Origin of the sequence: Streptomyces sp. Z26 (genome assembly GCF_003665095.1) — a bacterium.
Lineage (GTDB): Bacteria > Actinomycetota > Actinomycetes > Streptomycetales > Streptomycetaceae > Streptomyces > Streptomyces phytohabitans.
The window spans coordinates 5,080,236-5,095,792 of sequence record NZ_RCHV01000002.1; the positions used below are offsets into that span (position 1 = coordinate 5,080,236).

Consider the following 15,557-nt stretch of genomic DNA (forward strand, 5'->3'; position numbering starts at 1 on the left):
TGTGGCATCGGCGAGGAAAGCAGACGGACATGTCCCACCTTCTCGACGGCGTCGACTCCGCTTCCCTGCGGGACGACATCCCCCCGTTCCGCCCCGGTGACACGGTCAACGTCCACGTACGCGTGGTCGAGGGCAACCGCTCCCGTGTGCAGCAGTTCAAGGGCGTCGTCATCCGCCGTCAGGGCTCCGGCATCCGCGAGACCTTCACGGTCCGCAAGGTCAGCTTCAGCGTCGGCGTGGAGCGCACCTTCCCCGTGCACACCCCGGTGGTCGAGAAGATCGAGGTCGTGACCCGCGGCGACGTCCGCCGTGCCAAGCTCTACTACCTCCGTGACCTGCGCGGCAAGGCCGCGAAGATCAAGGAGAAGCGCGAGAACTGATCTCCTGTCGGGCGTTCGGGGGCGGCTGGCTAAGCTCTCGGTCCGATGCACAACGACGAAGCGCCGTACGAGTACGACGGCATGGAGCGCGACCGCTCACCGGTCCCGGAGGAGGGACGGCGACGCCGGTCGCGCTCCCTTCGTTTGGGGGTGCCCGCGGTCGCCGTGCTGGTGGCGCCCTTGCTGGTCAGCGCTTTCGTGGTGCAGCCTTTTCTGATTCCGAGTTCCTCGATGGAGCCGACCCTGCGGGTGGGCGATCGTGTACTGGTCAACAAACTGGCCTATCGTTTCGGCAACCATCCGGAGCGCGGAGACGTTGTCGTCTTTGACGGCACCGGATCGTTCGCAGCCGAGGAGGAGTCGCAGGGGAACCCACTGACCGGCCTGCTGCACGAGGCCGGTGCCGCGGTGGGCCTGGTGGAACCGTCGGAGACCGACTACGTGAAGCGCGTCATCGGAGTCGGCGGGGACAGCGTGAGGTGCTGCGACAAGCGGGGGAGGATCGAGGTGAACGGCGTGCCGGTGGAGGAGGACTACCTGCGTCGCGGGGACGAGCCGTCGACCGTGCCGTTCGACATCGCGGTGCCCGGCGGGCGGCTGTGGGTGATGGGCGACCACCGTTCCGACTCCAGCGACTCCCGCGACCACCTCGGCAGCCCCGGCGGCGGCACCGTCCCGGTGGACCGGGTGATCGGCCGGGCCGACTGGATCGGCTGGCCCGTGGGCCGCTGGGAATCCGTCCGTTCCTCCGCCGCGGGGGAAGGCGCGGGGACGGTCGGCCATGGGTAACCACGGCCGGTCGTACGGACACCACCGGCGGCCCGAGGGAAGCCCCCCGCCACCGCCGGACGAGGCCCCGGCCACGCCGCTGCGCGGGCCCGGGGAGGGCCGCGCGGCGCGACGCCGTGCCGCGAAGCGCATCGAGCGGCGCAGGCGCCTGTCGATGACGAAGGAGATACCCATCCTCATCGGGGTGGCGCTCCTCATCGCGCTGGTCCTGAAGACGTTCCTGGTGCAGGCGTTCGTGATCCCGTCGGGCTCGATGGAGCAGACGATCCGGATCGGTGACCGGGTGCTCGTGGACAAGCTCACACCGTGGTTCGGATCGAAACCGGAACGCGGTGACGTGGTCGTCTTCAAGGACCCCGGCGGCTGGCTGGAGAACGAGCAGAACACGACGGTGAACGACCCTGTCGGCATCAAGCAGGGCAAGGAGTTCCTCACGTTCATCGGTCTGCTGCCCTCGGACGACGAGCAGGACCTGATCAAGCGCGTGGTCGCGGTCGGCGGTGACACGGTGAAGTGCTGCGGCAAGGACGGCCGGGTGACGGTGAACGGCGAGCCGCTCGACGAGCCGTACCTCCATCCGGACAACGAGCCGTCCAAGATGCGCTTCGAGGTGAACGTGCCGATCGGTCGCGTCTTCGTGATGGGCGACCACCGTTCCAACTCCGCCGACTCCCGGTACCACCTGGACGACAAGGGCCGGGGCACCGTTCCCGAGGACAAGATCGTCGGGCGTGCCGTCGTCATCGCGTGGCCCTTCGACCACTGGCAGGGCCTGGAGGAACGGGAGACGTACGCCTCCGTGCCGGACGCGAAGGGCGCCCCGACTGCGGCGGAGGGTCTCGGGGACAATCGGATGCTTCAGCTCCCGACTCCTGCGGAACTCCCGCTCGTTATGGGAGTGGTGGGCTTTTCCCGGTGGTGGGACAGGCAACAGCGCAGTGTGAGGAGTGGGTGTGGGGGACGTGGCGGTGGGCGCGCGGTCCGGTTCGGGCGACACGGAAGGGCCGAGGGGGACCGGGGAACAGACGCCGGGCGGTCCGCCCGCGCCGCGCGAGGAGCACGTACCCGGAGGTTCGGCGGGTGGGGCCGGGGAACCGGGCCGCGCGGACGTGCTGGGCGTGCCGGGCGAGACGGGCAGCGTGACTGAGCCCGCGCCGGAGCGGCAGGGGGGACACGCGAAGCCGAAGCAGGCGCGCTCCTTCTGGAAGGAGCTTCCGCTGCTGATCGGCGTCGCGTTGGTGCTGGCCCTGGTCATCAAGACGTTCCTGCTCCAGGCGTTCTCCATCCCGTCGAACTCGATGCAGGACACCCTGCAGATCGGCGACCGGGTGCTGGTGGACAAGCTGAGCCCCTGGTGGGGCGCGGAGCCGAAGCGCGGCGAGGTCGTCGTCTTCCACGACCCGGGCGGCTGGCTGCCCGAGCAGGACACCGAGCAGAACGTGGTGCAGAGCGCCTTCAGCTTCATCGGCCTGATGCCGTCGGCGGACGAGAAGGACCTGATCAAGCGCGTCATCGGGGTCGGCGGCGACACGGTGGAGTGCGAGAAGGGCGGCCCCGTCAAGGTCAACGGGAAGTCCCTGGACGAGCCGTACCTCTTCCCCGGCAACGCCGCCTGTGACGACAAGCCGTTCGGTCCCGTCGAGGTCCCGGACGGGAAGATGTGGGTGATGGGCGACCACCGCGAGGACTCGCTCGACTCCCGCTACCACCAGGAGACCGACGGCGGCATGGTGGACGTCGACAAGGCCGTCGGCCGTGCCATCGTCGTGGCCTGGCCGATCGACCGCATGGGGCCGCTGCCGGTGCCCGACACGTTCGAGCAGGACGGCTTGGCGGGCGGCGTCGCGAGCGCCACCCCGGCCGCACTCGGCCTCGTGGGCGCGGTCCCGCTGGTCCTGTGGCGACGTGGGCGCCGTGAGGACGCGGTGACGGGCGAGTCCGCCGGTCAGCAGTCGATCAAGGGCTGACGGATTCCGTACGCCCCGGTAAGGTGCGCCCGGACCTTCCCCAGGTTCTTGCGGCGACACCCGGGAGCACACGTATGGGCAAAGCAGGACGTACGGGCGACGGCGTACCGGGCAGCGCACGGGGGAACGCGCTGTCCGGTCTCGCGGTGGCGCTCGGCTGCGTGCTCTTCCTCGGCGGTTTCGTCTGGGGCGCCATCGCCTACCAGCCCTACACGGTGCCGACCGAGTCGATGCACCCCACGGTGAAGGCCGGCGACCGCGTACTGGCGGAGCGCATAGACGGCGGTGACGTGCGACGCGGCGACGTCGTCGTCTTCGAGGACTCCCTCTGGGGCGACCTGCCGATGATGAAGCGGGTCATCGGGGTCGGCGGCGACAAGGTCGTCTGTTGCGACAAGGCGGGCAGGCTCAGCGTGAACGGCCGCCCGGTCGCGGAGCCGTATCTGCGCGGCGGCGGACCGGCGTCCTCCACGGGCTTCGACGAGACGGTCCCCGACGACGGGCTGTTCCTGCTCGGCGACTACCGGCAGGGCTCCCAGGACTCCCGCGTACGCCTCCAGGGCGACGACTGGGCCGTCCCGCGTTCGGCGGTGAACGCACGGGTCGACGCGACCGCGTGGCCGGTGGGCAGCCTCGGCGCGGTGGACCGGCCGGACGCGTTCGCGGACCTGCCCGGCGGGGTGTCCGACCCCGGGCCGCTGCTTCTGCTGCTGGTCGCGATCGTGGCGGGTGCCGCGCTGATCATGGGCGGTGCGGCGTATGGGCCGATCGTGCGACGCCGGGCGAGGGCTGCACGTGCTCGTCTGGGCTGACGCACAATGGGGGGACGCACGGCTGAAGGGGAACATGCCATGAGCGCCGAGGACCTCGAAAAGTACGAGACCGAGATGGAGCTGAAGCTCTATCGCGAGTACCGCGATGTGGTCGGCCTCTTCAAGTACGTGATCGAGACGGAACGGCGCTTCTATCTCACCAACGACTACGAGATGCAGGTGCACTCGGTCCAGGGTGAGGTCTTCTTCGAGGTGTCCATGGCTGACGCCTGGGTCTGGGACATGTACCGACCGGCACGCTTCGTCAAGCAGGTGCGGGTACTCACGTTCAAGGACGTGAACGTCGAGGAACTGAACAAGAACGAACTCGACCTCCCCGAGGACTCCGGCTTCAAGGGCTGAGCGGCGACCCGGCGCCCGTACGCGCGCGGCTTTGGGCCGGGCCCGGCGTCGGTGCCCGACGGGCCGCTTACGACGCGCGCGGCTTCATGCCCCCACGCGGCTCCACGGACTGAACGACGGTGGCCGCCGTACGTCACTGCCGCGTCGCGCCGCTGACCCTCGCGGGTGACGGACTTCTCCACAACCGGCGAGTTGTCCACCGGAATCGAGCAAGATCATCCGGGTGTCGCCTCCGCCGCCAGAGTCGGTGGCGGAGGTGGTACCCATGAATGCCCGAGGAGCACTCGGCCGCTACGGCGAGGACCTGGCCGCCCGCAGGCTGCGCGAGACCGGCATGGCCGTTCTGGAACGGAACTGGCGCTGTGCCGACGGCGAGGTCGACATCATCGCCAGGGACCGGGACTCGCTGGTGATCTGCGAGGTGAAGACGCGCCGCGCGGGTGTCTACGAACACCCGATGGCGGCGCTCACCCCGAACAAGGCCGCCCGGCTGCGCCGGCTGGCGGCGCGCTGGCTGCACGAACGCTGGCTGGCGCGGTACGGCCGCCCGCCCACCGGAGGGGTCCGGATCGACCTGGTCGGCGTGGTCCTGCCGGTCCGGGGCGCGCCCCGCGTGGAGCACGTACGGGGGGTGGCGTGATGGCGTTCGCGCGCACGTGCTCGGTCGCACTGGTGGGTGTGGAGGGCGTCGTGGTCGAGGTCCAGGCGGATCTCGAACCGGGCGTCGCGGCGTTCACCCTGGTGGGGCTCCCCGACAAGAGCCTCGTGGAGAGCCGGGACCGCGTGCGGGCGGCGGTGGTCAACGCGGGCGCGGAGTGGCCGCAGAAGAAGCTCACGGTGGGACTGAGCCCGGCCTCCGTGCCCAAGAGCGGCAGCGGTTTCGACCTGAGTGTCGCCTGCGCCGTCCTCGCGGCGGCGGAACGCATCGACCCCCGGGCCATCGCCGACCTGATGATGATCGGTGAGCTGGGGCTCGACGGACGGGTCCGCCATGTCCGCGGCATCCTGCCCGCCGTGCTGGCGGCGGCGGACGCCGGTTACCGGCAGGTCGTCGTCCCGGAGCAGGCGGTCGCGGAGGCGTCGCTCGTACCGGACATGGCCGTCCTCGGGGTGCGGAGCCTGCGGCAGCTGATCGCGCTGCTCACCGACGAACCGGTGCCGGACGAGACCGGGCCGGACGAGGGGAGCGGGGAAGGGCCGGGTGCGCCGGGCCGTCGTGAGGCGGTCCTCGGCGGGTTCCTGGTGCCGGGTTCGGGGCGCGCCGTGACGGCCGGGGGCGAACGGCACCTGGACCTGGCGGACGTCGCGGGACAGGCCGGGGCGCGCAAGGCGCTGGAGGTGGCGGCGGCGGGTATTGGTAACTACGGCTAACGGACGTTGGGGAATACCTCGGATCCGGAGGGATCACCTGCCTCGATACATGTCCTCGTCGGGCTCCCAATCGGAGTAGTACTCGTCGAGCGTCATGTCGATGGGAACCTCATCAGCAAGACCTCCCAGCTCCTCGTCGCCATCGAGGTCAAGGCCGCAGGCGGAGCAGGTGAAGGCGTAGGGAGCGAAGTAGACGCCTTCATCAGGAGGCAGGGCGTGGGTCTCCCCAATGAGATCGCCGCGTGACCCGCAAGCGGGGCATAGCGCTTCCTCGACGTGTTCCCCGTGGTTGGGTGACGGCTGTGGCTGAGTGATCGTGGCCAGCACAGCTTCTCGTTCATGTGGAGCCAAGTGAGCGTAACGCTGCTCGAAGACCGCTTGCGCTTTGGCAAATTTGCTCGCCAGAGCGATGCGAGCTTCCTCGACATGCTTGGCGATCAGTATCTCGTGAAGTTGCCCGTAGCCGCCCCAGTAGGTTTTCGGGTCGATCTGTAGCTCTGTGAGTAGGGGGTCAATCACCCGGAGGCATGTCGTGAAGACCGTCTGGACCTCAGCAACGTCGTGGATGCCGAGATGTGCAACACCGTTGCGTGCGACGGCGACCGGCAGGAAGGTCTTAGCGTCGATGGGCATCTGCTTCCGCAGGAGCCCGTGCACTCGCGCGTGCGCCTCGACGACGCCGATGGTCTTGGCTCGGCTGAGGTCGAGGGAGGCAAGGGTGCCGTGGCCTGTCGCATGAAGCAGTGAGTTGAAGTCCTTGCCCTCGACGATCAACGCTGGGTGCAGGCTTGCGAGGTATGCCTTGAGTAGGTGCTCTGCCGCGACCCCGGCGTGATGGACCGCGAAGTCGTATGACTCCGACCCCTGAGAGAAGGCAGCCAGCGCCCCAGACATCCACCGTTGCGACGAGATCTTGAGTTGTTTGGGTTGCATGTGCTGGACCCTAGGCCGATTCGGCCATGAGGCGGGTCGACTTTTTCGACCTCAGCCCCGTGGGTGCGGCCGTTCCTGAAGTTCTGCCGCGTATCGGGCCCAGTGGCCGCCTTCCTGAGTCCAGGCAGTGGCAGTCTCGGGGCTGATGCCCAGTAGCTCGACGAGGATTGCCGCCGGCAGCTGGGCGGAGAGGTTCATCAGTGCGGAGGTCCGGCCCGGACGTGAGTAGATGGCCAGGCGCTTCAGCCGTTTCCCGAGGTGGTAGCTGCTGAGGGGCTGGCCGGTAAGGGCACCCGGGAAGAGCCAGGGTGAGTCCGCCGTCGTGCCGATCGTGGCGTGTCCTCGTCGCCGCGCGACGAGCTGCCGGGCGAGCTTGTCGACGGGATCAGGCAGCAGCAGGGGCGTGTCACCCAGTATCAGCGACGTCCGCGCCCCTTCAACGATCACCGCCGTGACCGGCAGCTGTGAGACCACCGTGAGGGGCTGGGCATAGAGCAGGACGAGGAGCCCGGCGAACCGATCCTCGATGGCGAGGTCGGCGTCGTGCATCAGGCGACGGCTGACTTCCCAACGCTCGTCTTCGTCCGTCGGCCGGACAGGGCTCAGCTTCTCGCGGGCCGGAATCTCCAGGTCCTTGCCGATGTGCCCGTTCTTGCGGCACCACTCGACGAAACCGCGGGCGTCGTAGCGGGTAGTGGACCCGCCATCGATCCACTCGTCCAGGTGAGCTTTGGTGCAGTGCTGGAGGTCGGTGCCATGTTCGCGCAGCCAAACCAGGAGGGCGACGGCGGCGCGGACGCTGGCCCGGACGGCTGTCGCCTGGGGCGAGGTGACAGGACGCTTCGCCGCCTTGCGCCGAAGGCGCCGTAGGTGATGCCAGGTCGCGAAGCGTCGGACGAGCTTGCGTTCGCCGTCGTCCGGGACGGCCTCGGTCGCCGAGATGATCCACTGCTCCAGGGCCGTGAACCGTTCGTCGCGGGCAGGCAGGACTTCAGCCGTGACGAGGGCGGCCCGCAGGAAGGCCACGGACTTGTTCGGCAGCAGTGTGTCCAGGCCCTCGTGGGTGGGCAGGCAGGTGCCGTCGGCGAGGGCGTCGAGAATCGTGCGGGCACTGGGCCGCTCCAGCCAGCTCAGCCCGGCCTTTGCTCCGCCGACGACCAAGACGTCGTGGACCGGCTGAAGGCCAGGGCGCATGATGCCATCGCGGGAAAGCGCTTGACGGACCTGCTGGTCGCGGACGCAGCTGTGGCAGCGGCCGTAGCTGTGCAGGTACTCGACCGTCCCGCAGAGCCGGCAAGGGTTGAAGGAGATCGGGTTCTTCTGCCAACAGGTCTCGCAAAGGTGACCGTCCTCGGTCCGAGCCGCAGCGTACTTGTCCTTGCCGCAGCCGATGCAGGTCCGGCGGGCGCGTGAGCAGGTGTCGCAGCGGGGCATCCCGGTCGCGGCCCGGTAGCAGCGTCGTGGTCCCTTGCCGCAGAACGAGCAGGTCCGCAGGGTGGGCCGGAAGCAAGCGCGGCAGAGAGCCCCGTCCTTGGTCCGTCGCCCGACGGGGCGGACCCGATCGCAGAGGACGCAGGTGACCACCCGGTCGGCCTCGTGGCGCAGGCAGCCCGAACAGAGCGGTGTCCCGTCTGGGCGGCGGGTCGCGATCGCCCGCTCCTTGCCGCAGTGTCCGCAGGGCGCGGAATTGGACTTTCGATAGCACGTCAGGCAGCAGCGACGATCGTCCAATACGTAGGAGAGCGGCCGGATCTCGCCGCAGCCGTGGCAGGCCGGCGCGGTGACGGCGACGCCAGCGCCGGTGAGCGCGGTGATCAGCCGGGCAGCCCGCGCGGACCCCGTGGCGCCCTCCCCGGTCAGTAGGCTCGGGGTGTCCTCGATCTCCCAGAGAAGCCGGAACATCAGATAGACGTTGCCGACCGGCGCGACGGACTCGACGGCCCGGCGGACAGCCATGGGATCGGCGTCTTGGGCGACGGTGGTGACGGCCGCGCTGATCATGGCGACTGGGTCGCCATCGGGCAACCGCCAGCAGTCACGGCAGATCGCCTCGCCGGTGCGGGTGCGGCGGTAGATGCGGGCTGGCCGGGAGCATTCGACACAACTCAGCGACGCAGCACGGTTCTTATGATGACAGGGCTGGCAGATGCGTCTACCGTCGGCTCGCAGGCTGGTTAGCTTCTTCGCGCTGCCGCATTCGGCGCAGCGAGGCAGAACGGCCCGGCGGGAGCCGTGCGCGAGCAGTGCCCGGATGAAGTCACCGATCACGGCCGGGCCCTCGGGGCGACCAGAGACCAGCAGATCCGGGTCCTCGGTGAGGGCGCGGGCCAGGCGGCGGCGCTTGCTGCGGGACACGGCGGCCTCGGCGACCGCCTGACGTACGACTTCCTCGGTCAGGTCCGGCTCGATGCTGGCCATGACGGAGACGACGGTGTCGTCCGGTTCGGGCAGCGGAACGGGAAGTTCAGTGGTCATTTCTCCGGGCCGGTGATGCGTGCTCGCTTCGGGCGGAAACTGCCGATGCCCGCCTCGGTGCCGTCGGCCGTGCGCTTGGAACGGGTGGCCCTGGCGGAGGCGATCGGCTTGATCAGGTCGTCCATGGGGCAGCCGAAGATGTCGATCAGGGCCATCAGGACCTTGAGGCTAAGCCGTTCCGGCTTCTCCGTCACCAGCCGGTAGACCTGGCTGGTGGAGAGTGTCACCCCGCGTTCGGCCAGCAGTGGCTGCAGAGCCGCAGTGGTGAACATGCCCTGCTCAGCCATGATTTCGCGCAGCCGCCAGGTGTAGTCCAACTTGGCCGTCATCCGGTGTCTCCCATGTCCGAGTCCCGCTCGAAGGCCCGGTCCAAGGCCTTGCGCATCATTGTGTTCATGAAGTCGCCGCTGACCGCCGTGTAGATGGCGGTCGTGCTGGCATAGCGGTGTCCGACCTGGTCCTGAACGAATTTCGGGTCGCCGCCGTCCTCGATCTGGTGCGTGACGTGGCTGTGGCGAAGCGAGTGCGGAGTCAATTCGGGGGCTAGGCCGATCGCGTCGCGGTAGGTGGTGAAACGGTCGTTGACCTCGCGTGGCTGTAGGCGGCCCCCGCGTTCGGTTACCCACAAGGCCGGGTGGTCCGGCACGCCGAACCGTGGCCGGATGTTGACCACGTAGTCCTCGACGGCTTCCACCGTCCACGGCATCACGCTGGCGACGTTCCGTCGCCGCGGCGGAGAACCCTTGGTCGCCTTGCCCCAGCGGACCTGCAACATCCCGTACCGGCCCAGCTCGGGCGCCGCAGCGTTGCGGTGGAAGTCGACCAGGTCGAGCTTGCAGCCCTCATTCCTCCGCAGGCCCCACCCGTAGAGCACCTTGAACAGCGTGGCGTCGCGGTAGGCCGCCAAGGCACCCTTGCGGCGGCTGCGGGCAGCTACGTCGATCCGGTCGTCGCAGTAATCGAAGAACTTCTGCAGCTCCTCCCGGGTGAACGGCCGCCTCTCGCCCTGCCCCTCGTAGTCGGTCAAGTGCTGGACGGTGTTCCACTCATGACAGATTTGCACCGGGTGAGTGCCGAACCGCTTCTCGCACTCGGCCGCCCACTCGTAGGCCGGGCTGGTCAGGAAGTTGCAGAACAGCCGCACCGTTAGCTGGTAGGACCGCAGCGTCGAGTGTGCGATCCCCTTCTCGCTGATCAGGGACACCATCCACTCGTCCATGTGCGAGGCGGTCCAGTTCCACGGGTACTCGTTCGTGAACCTGGCAAACCGGCGCAGTTGCCCGTCGCGGCCCTTGATGGTCTTCCTGTCGAGCCGGCGGCCGCCCCGCTGTTGCTTGGCGAACCCGCTGAGCATTGCCTCGAACACCGCGTCGTCGGGACGCAGAAGAGCAACCCCGTCCAACAGCTCTAGTCGAGCCGCACCCACAATGGGCGGTCTTGCGCCGTTCGACACCCTGTACATCCTTCCCGTCAAGTGCACGAATCTTGCATTAGGCGGGAAGTGTTCAGCAAACCAGCAGGCCACAGGCTTGGCGTACGGCGATGGACAGGGGGAGGGTTGTCCGAGATCAGCGACTTGAAGCCCTTTCGGATCGTGCATTAGATGCAATACCGCGCAGTTCCGGCACCACCTGTTCCTGAGCGGGCCGCCGGGTGCCGGCAAGACGATGTTGGCGGAGCGGCTGCCGGGGTTGCTCCCGCCGCTGAGCCGCGCGGAGGCGTTGGAGGTGACGGCGGTGCACTCGGTCGCGGGGACCCTGCCGCCCGGCCACCCGCTCGTGGAGCGGCCGCCGTACTGCGCGCCGCACCACTCCGCGACCATGGCCGCGCTCATCGGCGGCGGCTCCGGACTGCCCCACCCCGGCGCCGTCTCCGTGGCACACCACGGGGTGCTCTTTCTGGACGAGGCCGCCGAATGCAGCGGGCGGGTGCTGGACGCGATGCGGCAACCGCTCGAATCGGGACACGTGGTGGTGGCGCGGGCCAGCGGGATGATGCGGCTCCCCGCACGCTTCCTGCTGGTGCTCGCGGCCAACCCCTGTCCCTGCGGACGGCACGGTCTGAGCGCGGCGGGGTGCGAGTGCCGTCCGTCCTCGATCAGGCGCTACCGGGCCCGGCTCTCCGGGCCGCTGCTGGACCGCGTCGACCTGCGGGTGACCGTCCAGCCGCTCACCCGTTCCGAGCTGTCGGCGCTGGAGGGCTCGGCGGAGTCCACCGCGACGGTCGCCGCGCGGGTGCGCGAGGCGCGGGAGCGGGCGGCGGCGCGGTACGAGGGCACCGGCTGGACCACGAACAGCGAAGTGCCGGGGCACGCGCTCCGCAAACGATGGCCGGTGGTGACCGGTGCCTTGCGCGCCGCCGAGGAGGACATGGAACGGGGCATGCTCACCGCCCGTGGACTGGACCGGGTGCTGCGCGTCGCGTGGACGGTGGCGGACCTCGCGGGCCACGGCCGACCCACGGCCGCCGACGTCGGGTGCGCGCTGGAGCTGCGTACGGGCGTCGCGCGGGGGAGCACTCTCTCGGGGGTCGGCCGTGCGCGGTGAACGGGAGCCGGTGGCAGCGGCGTCGGACGGCGCGGCCGGGACGACCAGCGAGCCGTCCGTCGACGCAGGAGCGGTGGTGAGAGCGGAGGAACCGTGGTCGGCGGAGCCGGTGGAGACGGTGGCGGTGACCGGGCCGGGCGGGGGCATCCCGGGGCCGGGCGTCCCGTACGGCGAACGGCTGGCGCGCGTCGCGCTCGCGCGGGTCACCGAGCCCGGCGACGAACTGGTCGGCCGCTGGCTGACGGAGCGCGGTCCGGAGGAAGTCCTTCGCGCCCTCCGGGGCGGCGGAGGGCGGTTGGACGGTGCGTCTCCACAACGCTGGGAGGGCTTCCGACTGCGGGCACGCGACCTCCCGCACCCGGAGGCGGACCTCGCGACGGCCGAGGACACGGGCTGCCGCTTCGTCTGCCCCGGCGACCCGGAGTGGCCCGCGCAGCTCGACGACCTCGGCACGGGACGACCGGTCGGGCTCTGGGTGCGCGGCGCACCCTCGCTGCGGTTCTGGGCGCTCCGTTCCGTCGCGCTCGTCGGGGCCCGAGCCTGCACGGACTACGGCGTGCACATGGCCGCCACCCTGTCCGCCGGGCTGGCCGAACGCGGCTGGACGGTCGTGTCGGGCGCCGCCTACGGCGTGGACGGCGCCGCGCACCGGGGCGCGCTCGGAGTCGACGGCGCGACCGTCGGCGTACTGGCCTGTGGAGTGGACGTCGCCTACCCACGCGGACACGAGCGGCTGATCCGGAGCATCGGGGAGCACGGACTGCTGCTCGCGGAGCTGCCAGCGGGCGCCCACCCCACGCGCAGCCGCTTCGTCCAGCGGAACCGCGTGATCGCTCCTTCTGTTGGGGTCGCGTGCTTCTGAGGGTTGCGGAAGTCTCAATACGTGCAGCTCAGTGGCCGATTGAGGGGAATCCTATCGAGTGCAACAGGTGTCGTGCAAGGGACGCAGTTGGGCTGTGGACGGCTGTCGTCGTGTTGCGGAAGCGGCCAGTTCTGCCGCCGACGCATCCGACTGTGGCTGCCCGTGGCCTCATTTGATGTCAGGTGATTGCCTGACAGGTGCGGGCTGGGTCCTGTAGATCTGTGCGGGTGAATGACGACACACCCAGCGACCCCACCTCCGAGGACGGCGAGCCCGTCTCTTTCACCAAGGCCGCGAAGAACCTGATCAAGAAGCACAAGCCGACGATCCTCACCGTTGGCGCCCTGGGACTGGCCGCCGTCTTCGTGGCCGTCAGGCACACCATGGAGCAAAGCACCGCTCGGGACGCCGAGGACTTCGGGTCGGTCGCCGGCCCTGGGGCAGTGCACGAGCCACACCAACCCTCCGTCAGGCACTCGGTGGTCGGGCACAAGAGGACGCTCGCCGATGGGCGCGTCATTTCTGTTTCGGGTTATGAACGGGGCGTCGCCGCGGCGTAAAGCGCGAGAGCGACGAGAGGCCAGCGAACATGCTCAGTTAGTCATTTCCGTACTCTGGCTCTTGAGCGATGTCGTCGATGTCGCCCTCAACATCGAATTCAGTGTCCATTCCTGCCTGCCTGATTAGGTCGTAGCTGTTCAAGACCAACTGGCAGGCGGGGCAGCTGAAGTATTCGGCGCCGATGGTCAAAGTCACCGAGACGTCCTCTAGATATTCATAGTATTCCTCGTCTTGCCCGGAGTCGGCGCTGGGCCGGTAATTAACATCCTGGCCGAGTTCTTCCTCGCCTTCGATGAGTCCAGCCGACTCGCAGGCCGGGCAGGTCGCGGCCTCGCTGTGCGACATCTGAGCCGATAGGTACTGCCCAGTCTTCCACTCCGCAGCGACTTTCGCGGGGAGGGTTCCGTCGAGCCACTGCTGTCGACGCTGTTTGGCCCGCTCGATCAGTGCTTCGGTGCGCTGTTCAAGATTCTTGGCGTTCTGTTCGAGATATTTGGTGACCGTAAATTCGCGATCTCCGCCTACCAGTTCTTCCACGTCACGATCAAGAGCTGTGACTAGGATGGCAGCCTGCGCCCAGTATCTGGGCCACCAGGCGTGCGATGGGATCGCCATGAAGCCAGTACCGCTGCTGTGGAGATACTCATTCCGGCCATGAATGATCTTCATTGCTTCTGCCTGATCAAAGGGCTTGAACGCTTTGTGGCAGCGGGCCATCAGGGTCTTCGCGCGCACAGAAGTGAACTTGGCGTCGCCCTTGACGAGTCCGCTCGCAATGAGGAGGTTGGTGCCTTCTTCGTTCGGCTCCGCGATCAAGAGCGGTGAGACGCGTGCGAGGGCGGCTTTGGCCAAAAGCTCAAGTGCCAGGGCCGCCCATAGAGCCTGCTCGTCAAACGACCTGGTGTCGTCGTCCATGGCACGGTTGAGGAAGAGCTTCGCCTTGGTCCAGAGGGCTTCGTGGTCGAAGGGCCCGGTCATGATGCCTCGCGTTTCAGGTGAAAACTGACTCGCTGGATCTCTCGCTGAGGCTCTTGCGTTGCCGAGGCTCGAGCGTGGAGGACCCGACGATTGTCGATCAAGAGCACTTGGCCAGGCTCGCCCCATATGTGCTCATCGGCATATTTTGCAACGTCAACGAAATATTGCACCGTCTGTCGTGCTCGCGCATCGCAGGGCTGCATGCATCCCGGGTCGTAGCGGAAGCGGCCGCCCGAGTAGGCAGTGCCGAAGCAACTCTCGGCGCCACTGCTGATCAGAAAAACGCCGTGGCGCACGTGCTCCGGCAGTTGGGTCCTGGCGCGGCCGTAGCGCGGCCTGTTCCAAAGGCGCGTTGGCGTTGTGCTCGTGGTCGCGCACGTGAGGACCACGATGTCGGGGGGTTTCGACAGATGTGCGCCGTCGGTGTGCAGAGGCTGGGCGTCCCTGCCGTAGCGTGCGCTCAGGGAATTTGGCTCCGCCTCGGCCGGGTCGACCGGTCTCAAAGTGCTGACCGCTGGGCCACCACGACGCGTTGGCACCTCGACCCACCCGAGCACCGCGGCGTCCATTTGCACCTGCGCAAGGGTTCCCTGGCCTGCCGCCCACCCCGTAGCCCTGCTCTCGTCAAGCAGGTCTTCCAGCATCCGTGACATGCCGCAGTATGTACCGATGCTCCCCGCCAGTGCGACTGCCTTAAGGATTTCGCCCGCGCTGTGCGACTGGATGTTCTGCATGCACCGCCGGCCAACGATTAGGCCGATGTCGTCCTGGCAGCGTTCTGATCTTGCTCGCGTCGTCATCGCGCGAAAGCGCCAACTGGCGGCTGGCCGGCCCGGTGCCGGGCAGGAACTGGATGTGATCCGTCCCATCCGCGACGAAGTCGCCACCCGAAGGGGGAGGAACCGGGCAGGAGACACGGATTAGCGCCGGCGACATGATCGGCAAGTGAACAGGGGTCAGGGGGCGGCGGCCGGTGTTCAGCCCTGCTGATTCAGCACCCGGGTCAGTTCCCGGTTGGCTGCCCGCGCCGCCTCCAGGTCCTCTAGGGCTTCCTCCAGCTTGAGTTTGAGCTCGCCCTTTTCCTGCTCCAACTGCACGGTCCTCTGCTGGAGCTTCTCCACGCTGCCGGGGGCGCCGAGCCCGGAGTCCTTCCAGGTCTGCTCACCCATCAACTGCGACAGCCGCTGTTCGAGCAAGCTGATCCGGCCCATCAGCCGGGCATTGCGCTCACCTGCGGCTGCCAGGTCCGCCATCAGCGAGGCCCGTGAGACCCCGGCTCCCGCCACGGCGCCTTCGGCCGGCGCCTGCTCGGCCGTGTGGACCTGGGCCAGCAGATCGCGGTGGCGGTAGAGGAACGTGCGGTCCACGCCCGCCCGCCGGGCGACCGCGGCCACCGACACTTCCTCGCCGGCGGCCTGCAGGTCGCCGAGCGCCTTTTCGACCCGGACGCGACGTCGCTCGGTGTCGGCCTGCCGGCCACGGACCATCGCCTCGGTGCGGCGGGAACCGGGCTTGCTCAT

At 68.5% G+C, this 15,557-nt stretch carries 15 protein-coding genes and 3 pseudogenes; 11 read left to right on the forward strand and 7 right to left on the reverse strand.

The features are described 5' to 3' along the window. Positions 1-29: 29 nt before the first annotated feature. The 8 genes and pseudogenes from rplS to D7M15_RS22210 form a co-directional block, all read left to right on the forward strand. Positions 30-380, forward strand: coding sequence for a 50S ribosomal protein L19 (gene rplS, locus D7M15_RS22175; RefSeq protein ID WP_121519105.1), 351 nt, complete (start codon positions 30-32; stop codon positions 378-380). A gap of 45 nt (positions 381-425) precedes the next feature. Beyond that, positions 426-1,169: a signal peptidase I gene (lepB, locus tag D7M15_RS22180; protein ID WP_240649421.1), complete on the forward strand. Its 744-nt coding sequence runs from the start codon at positions 426-428 to the stop codon at positions 1,167-1,169. Positions 1,170-1,323: 154 nt separating this feature from the next. After that, on the forward strand, positions 1,324-2,316 hold the full coding sequence (gene lepB, locus D7M15_RS22185; protein WP_240649422.1) for a signal peptidase I: 993 nt from the start codon (positions 1,324-1,326) through the stop codon (positions 2,314-2,316). Then, the gene (gene lepB / locus D7M15_RS22190; protein ID WP_240649423.1) at positions 2,309-3,136 is read left to right on the forward strand and encodes a signal peptidase I; all 828 of its coding nucleotides are present in this window, start codon (positions 2,309-2,311) and stop codon (positions 3,134-3,136) included. The genes lepB (D7M15_RS22185) and lepB (D7M15_RS22190) overlap by 8 nt, the downstream gene beginning before the upstream one ends. A gap of 74 nt (positions 3,137-3,210) precedes the next feature. Beyond that, positions 3,211-3,948, forward strand: a complete 738-nt coding sequence (gene lepB, locus D7M15_RS22195) for a signal peptidase I (protein WP_121519106.1) — start codon at positions 3,211-3,213, stop codon at positions 3,946-3,948. Between the two features lie 39 nt (positions 3,949-3,987). Then, the gene (locus D7M15_RS22200) at positions 3,988-4,311 is read left to right on the forward strand and encodes a DUF2469 domain-containing protein (protein ID WP_121519107.1); all 324 of its coding nucleotides are present in this window, start codon (positions 3,988-3,990) and stop codon (positions 4,309-4,311) included. A gap of 265 nt (positions 4,312-4,576) precedes the next feature. Beyond that, positions 4,577-4,951 (forward strand): YraN family protein, encoded by a 375-nt coding sequence (locus D7M15_RS22205; RefSeq protein ID WP_121519108.1) that lies wholly within the window; start codon positions 4,577-4,579, stop codon positions 4,949-4,951. Further along, positions 4,951-5,664 (forward strand): annotated as a pseudogene (locus D7M15_RS22210) (magnesium chelatase domain-containing protein); the annotation flags it as partial. The gene D7M15_RS22205 and the pseudogene D7M15_RS22210, both read left to right, overlap by 1 nt. A gap of 51 nt (positions 5,665-5,715) precedes the next feature. Here D7M15_RS22210 and D7M15_RS22215 read toward each other — a convergent pair. From D7M15_RS22215 to D7M15_RS22230, 4 genes are read right to left on the reverse strand one after another with little or no spacing between them, the layout of a single operon-like run. Next, positions 5,716-6,615 (reverse strand): hypothetical protein, encoded by a 900-nt coding sequence (locus D7M15_RS22215; protein WP_121519109.1) that lies wholly within the window; start codon positions 6,613-6,615, stop codon positions 5,716-5,718. 51 nt (positions 6,616-6,666) lie between these two features. Continuing rightward, the gene (locus D7M15_RS22220; RefSeq protein WP_121519110.1) at positions 6,667-9,090 is read right to left on the reverse strand and encodes a hypothetical protein; all 2,424 of its coding nucleotides are present in this window, start codon (positions 9,088-9,090) and stop codon (positions 6,667-6,669) included. Then, a complete protein-coding gene (locus D7M15_RS22225) occupies positions 9,087-9,419 on the reverse strand; it encodes a helix-turn-helix transcriptional regulator (RefSeq protein ID WP_121519111.1) in 333 nt (110 codons plus the stop codon). The genes D7M15_RS22220 and D7M15_RS22225 overlap by 4 nt, the downstream gene beginning before the upstream one ends. Then, positions 9,416-10,543, reverse strand: coding sequence for a tyrosine-type recombinase/integrase (locus D7M15_RS22230; RefSeq protein WP_240649424.1), 1,128 nt, complete (start codon positions 10,541-10,543; stop codon positions 9,416-9,418). The genes D7M15_RS22225 and D7M15_RS22230 overlap by 4 nt, the downstream gene beginning before the upstream one ends. A 169-nt stretch (positions 10,544-10,712) precedes the next feature. On the opposite strand from D7M15_RS22230, the pseudogene D7M15_RS22235 reads away from it, so the two are divergent. From D7M15_RS22235 to D7M15_RS22245, 3 genes and pseudogenes are all read left to right on the forward strand, one after another. Then, positions 10,713-11,636, forward strand: a pseudogene (locus tag D7M15_RS22235) (ATP-binding protein); the annotation flags it as partial. 145 nt (positions 11,637-11,781) lie between these two features. Next, a pseudogene (locus D7M15_RS22240) lies at positions 11,782-12,471 on the forward strand (DNA-processing protein DprA); the annotation flags it as partial. Between the two features lie 254 nt (positions 12,472-12,725). Continuing rightward, the gene (locus D7M15_RS22245; RefSeq protein ID WP_121519113.1) at positions 12,726-13,058 is read left to right on the forward strand and encodes a hypothetical protein; all 333 of its coding nucleotides are present in this window, start codon (positions 12,726-12,728) and stop codon (positions 13,056-13,058) included. Between the two features lie 37 nt (positions 13,059-13,095). On the opposite strand, the gene D7M15_RS22250 is transcribed toward D7M15_RS22245, so the two are convergent. From D7M15_RS22250 to D7M15_RS22260, 3 genes are all read right to left on the reverse strand, one after another. Beyond that, entirely contained in the window at positions 13,096-14,037 is a 942-nt protein-coding gene (locus D7M15_RS22250; RefSeq protein ID WP_121519114.1) for a hypothetical protein, read from the reverse strand. Further along, positions 14,034-14,771, reverse strand: a complete 738-nt coding sequence (locus D7M15_RS22255) for a TauD/TfdA family dioxygenase (RefSeq protein WP_165906316.1) — start codon at positions 14,769-14,771, stop codon at positions 14,034-14,036. The genes D7M15_RS22250 and D7M15_RS22255 overlap by 4 nt, the downstream gene beginning before the upstream one ends. 243 nt (positions 14,772-15,014) lie before the next feature. Beyond that, positions 15,015-15,557, reverse strand: coding sequence for a DUF6262 family protein (locus D7M15_RS22260; RefSeq protein WP_240649425.1), 543 nt, complete (start codon positions 15,555-15,557; stop codon positions 15,015-15,017).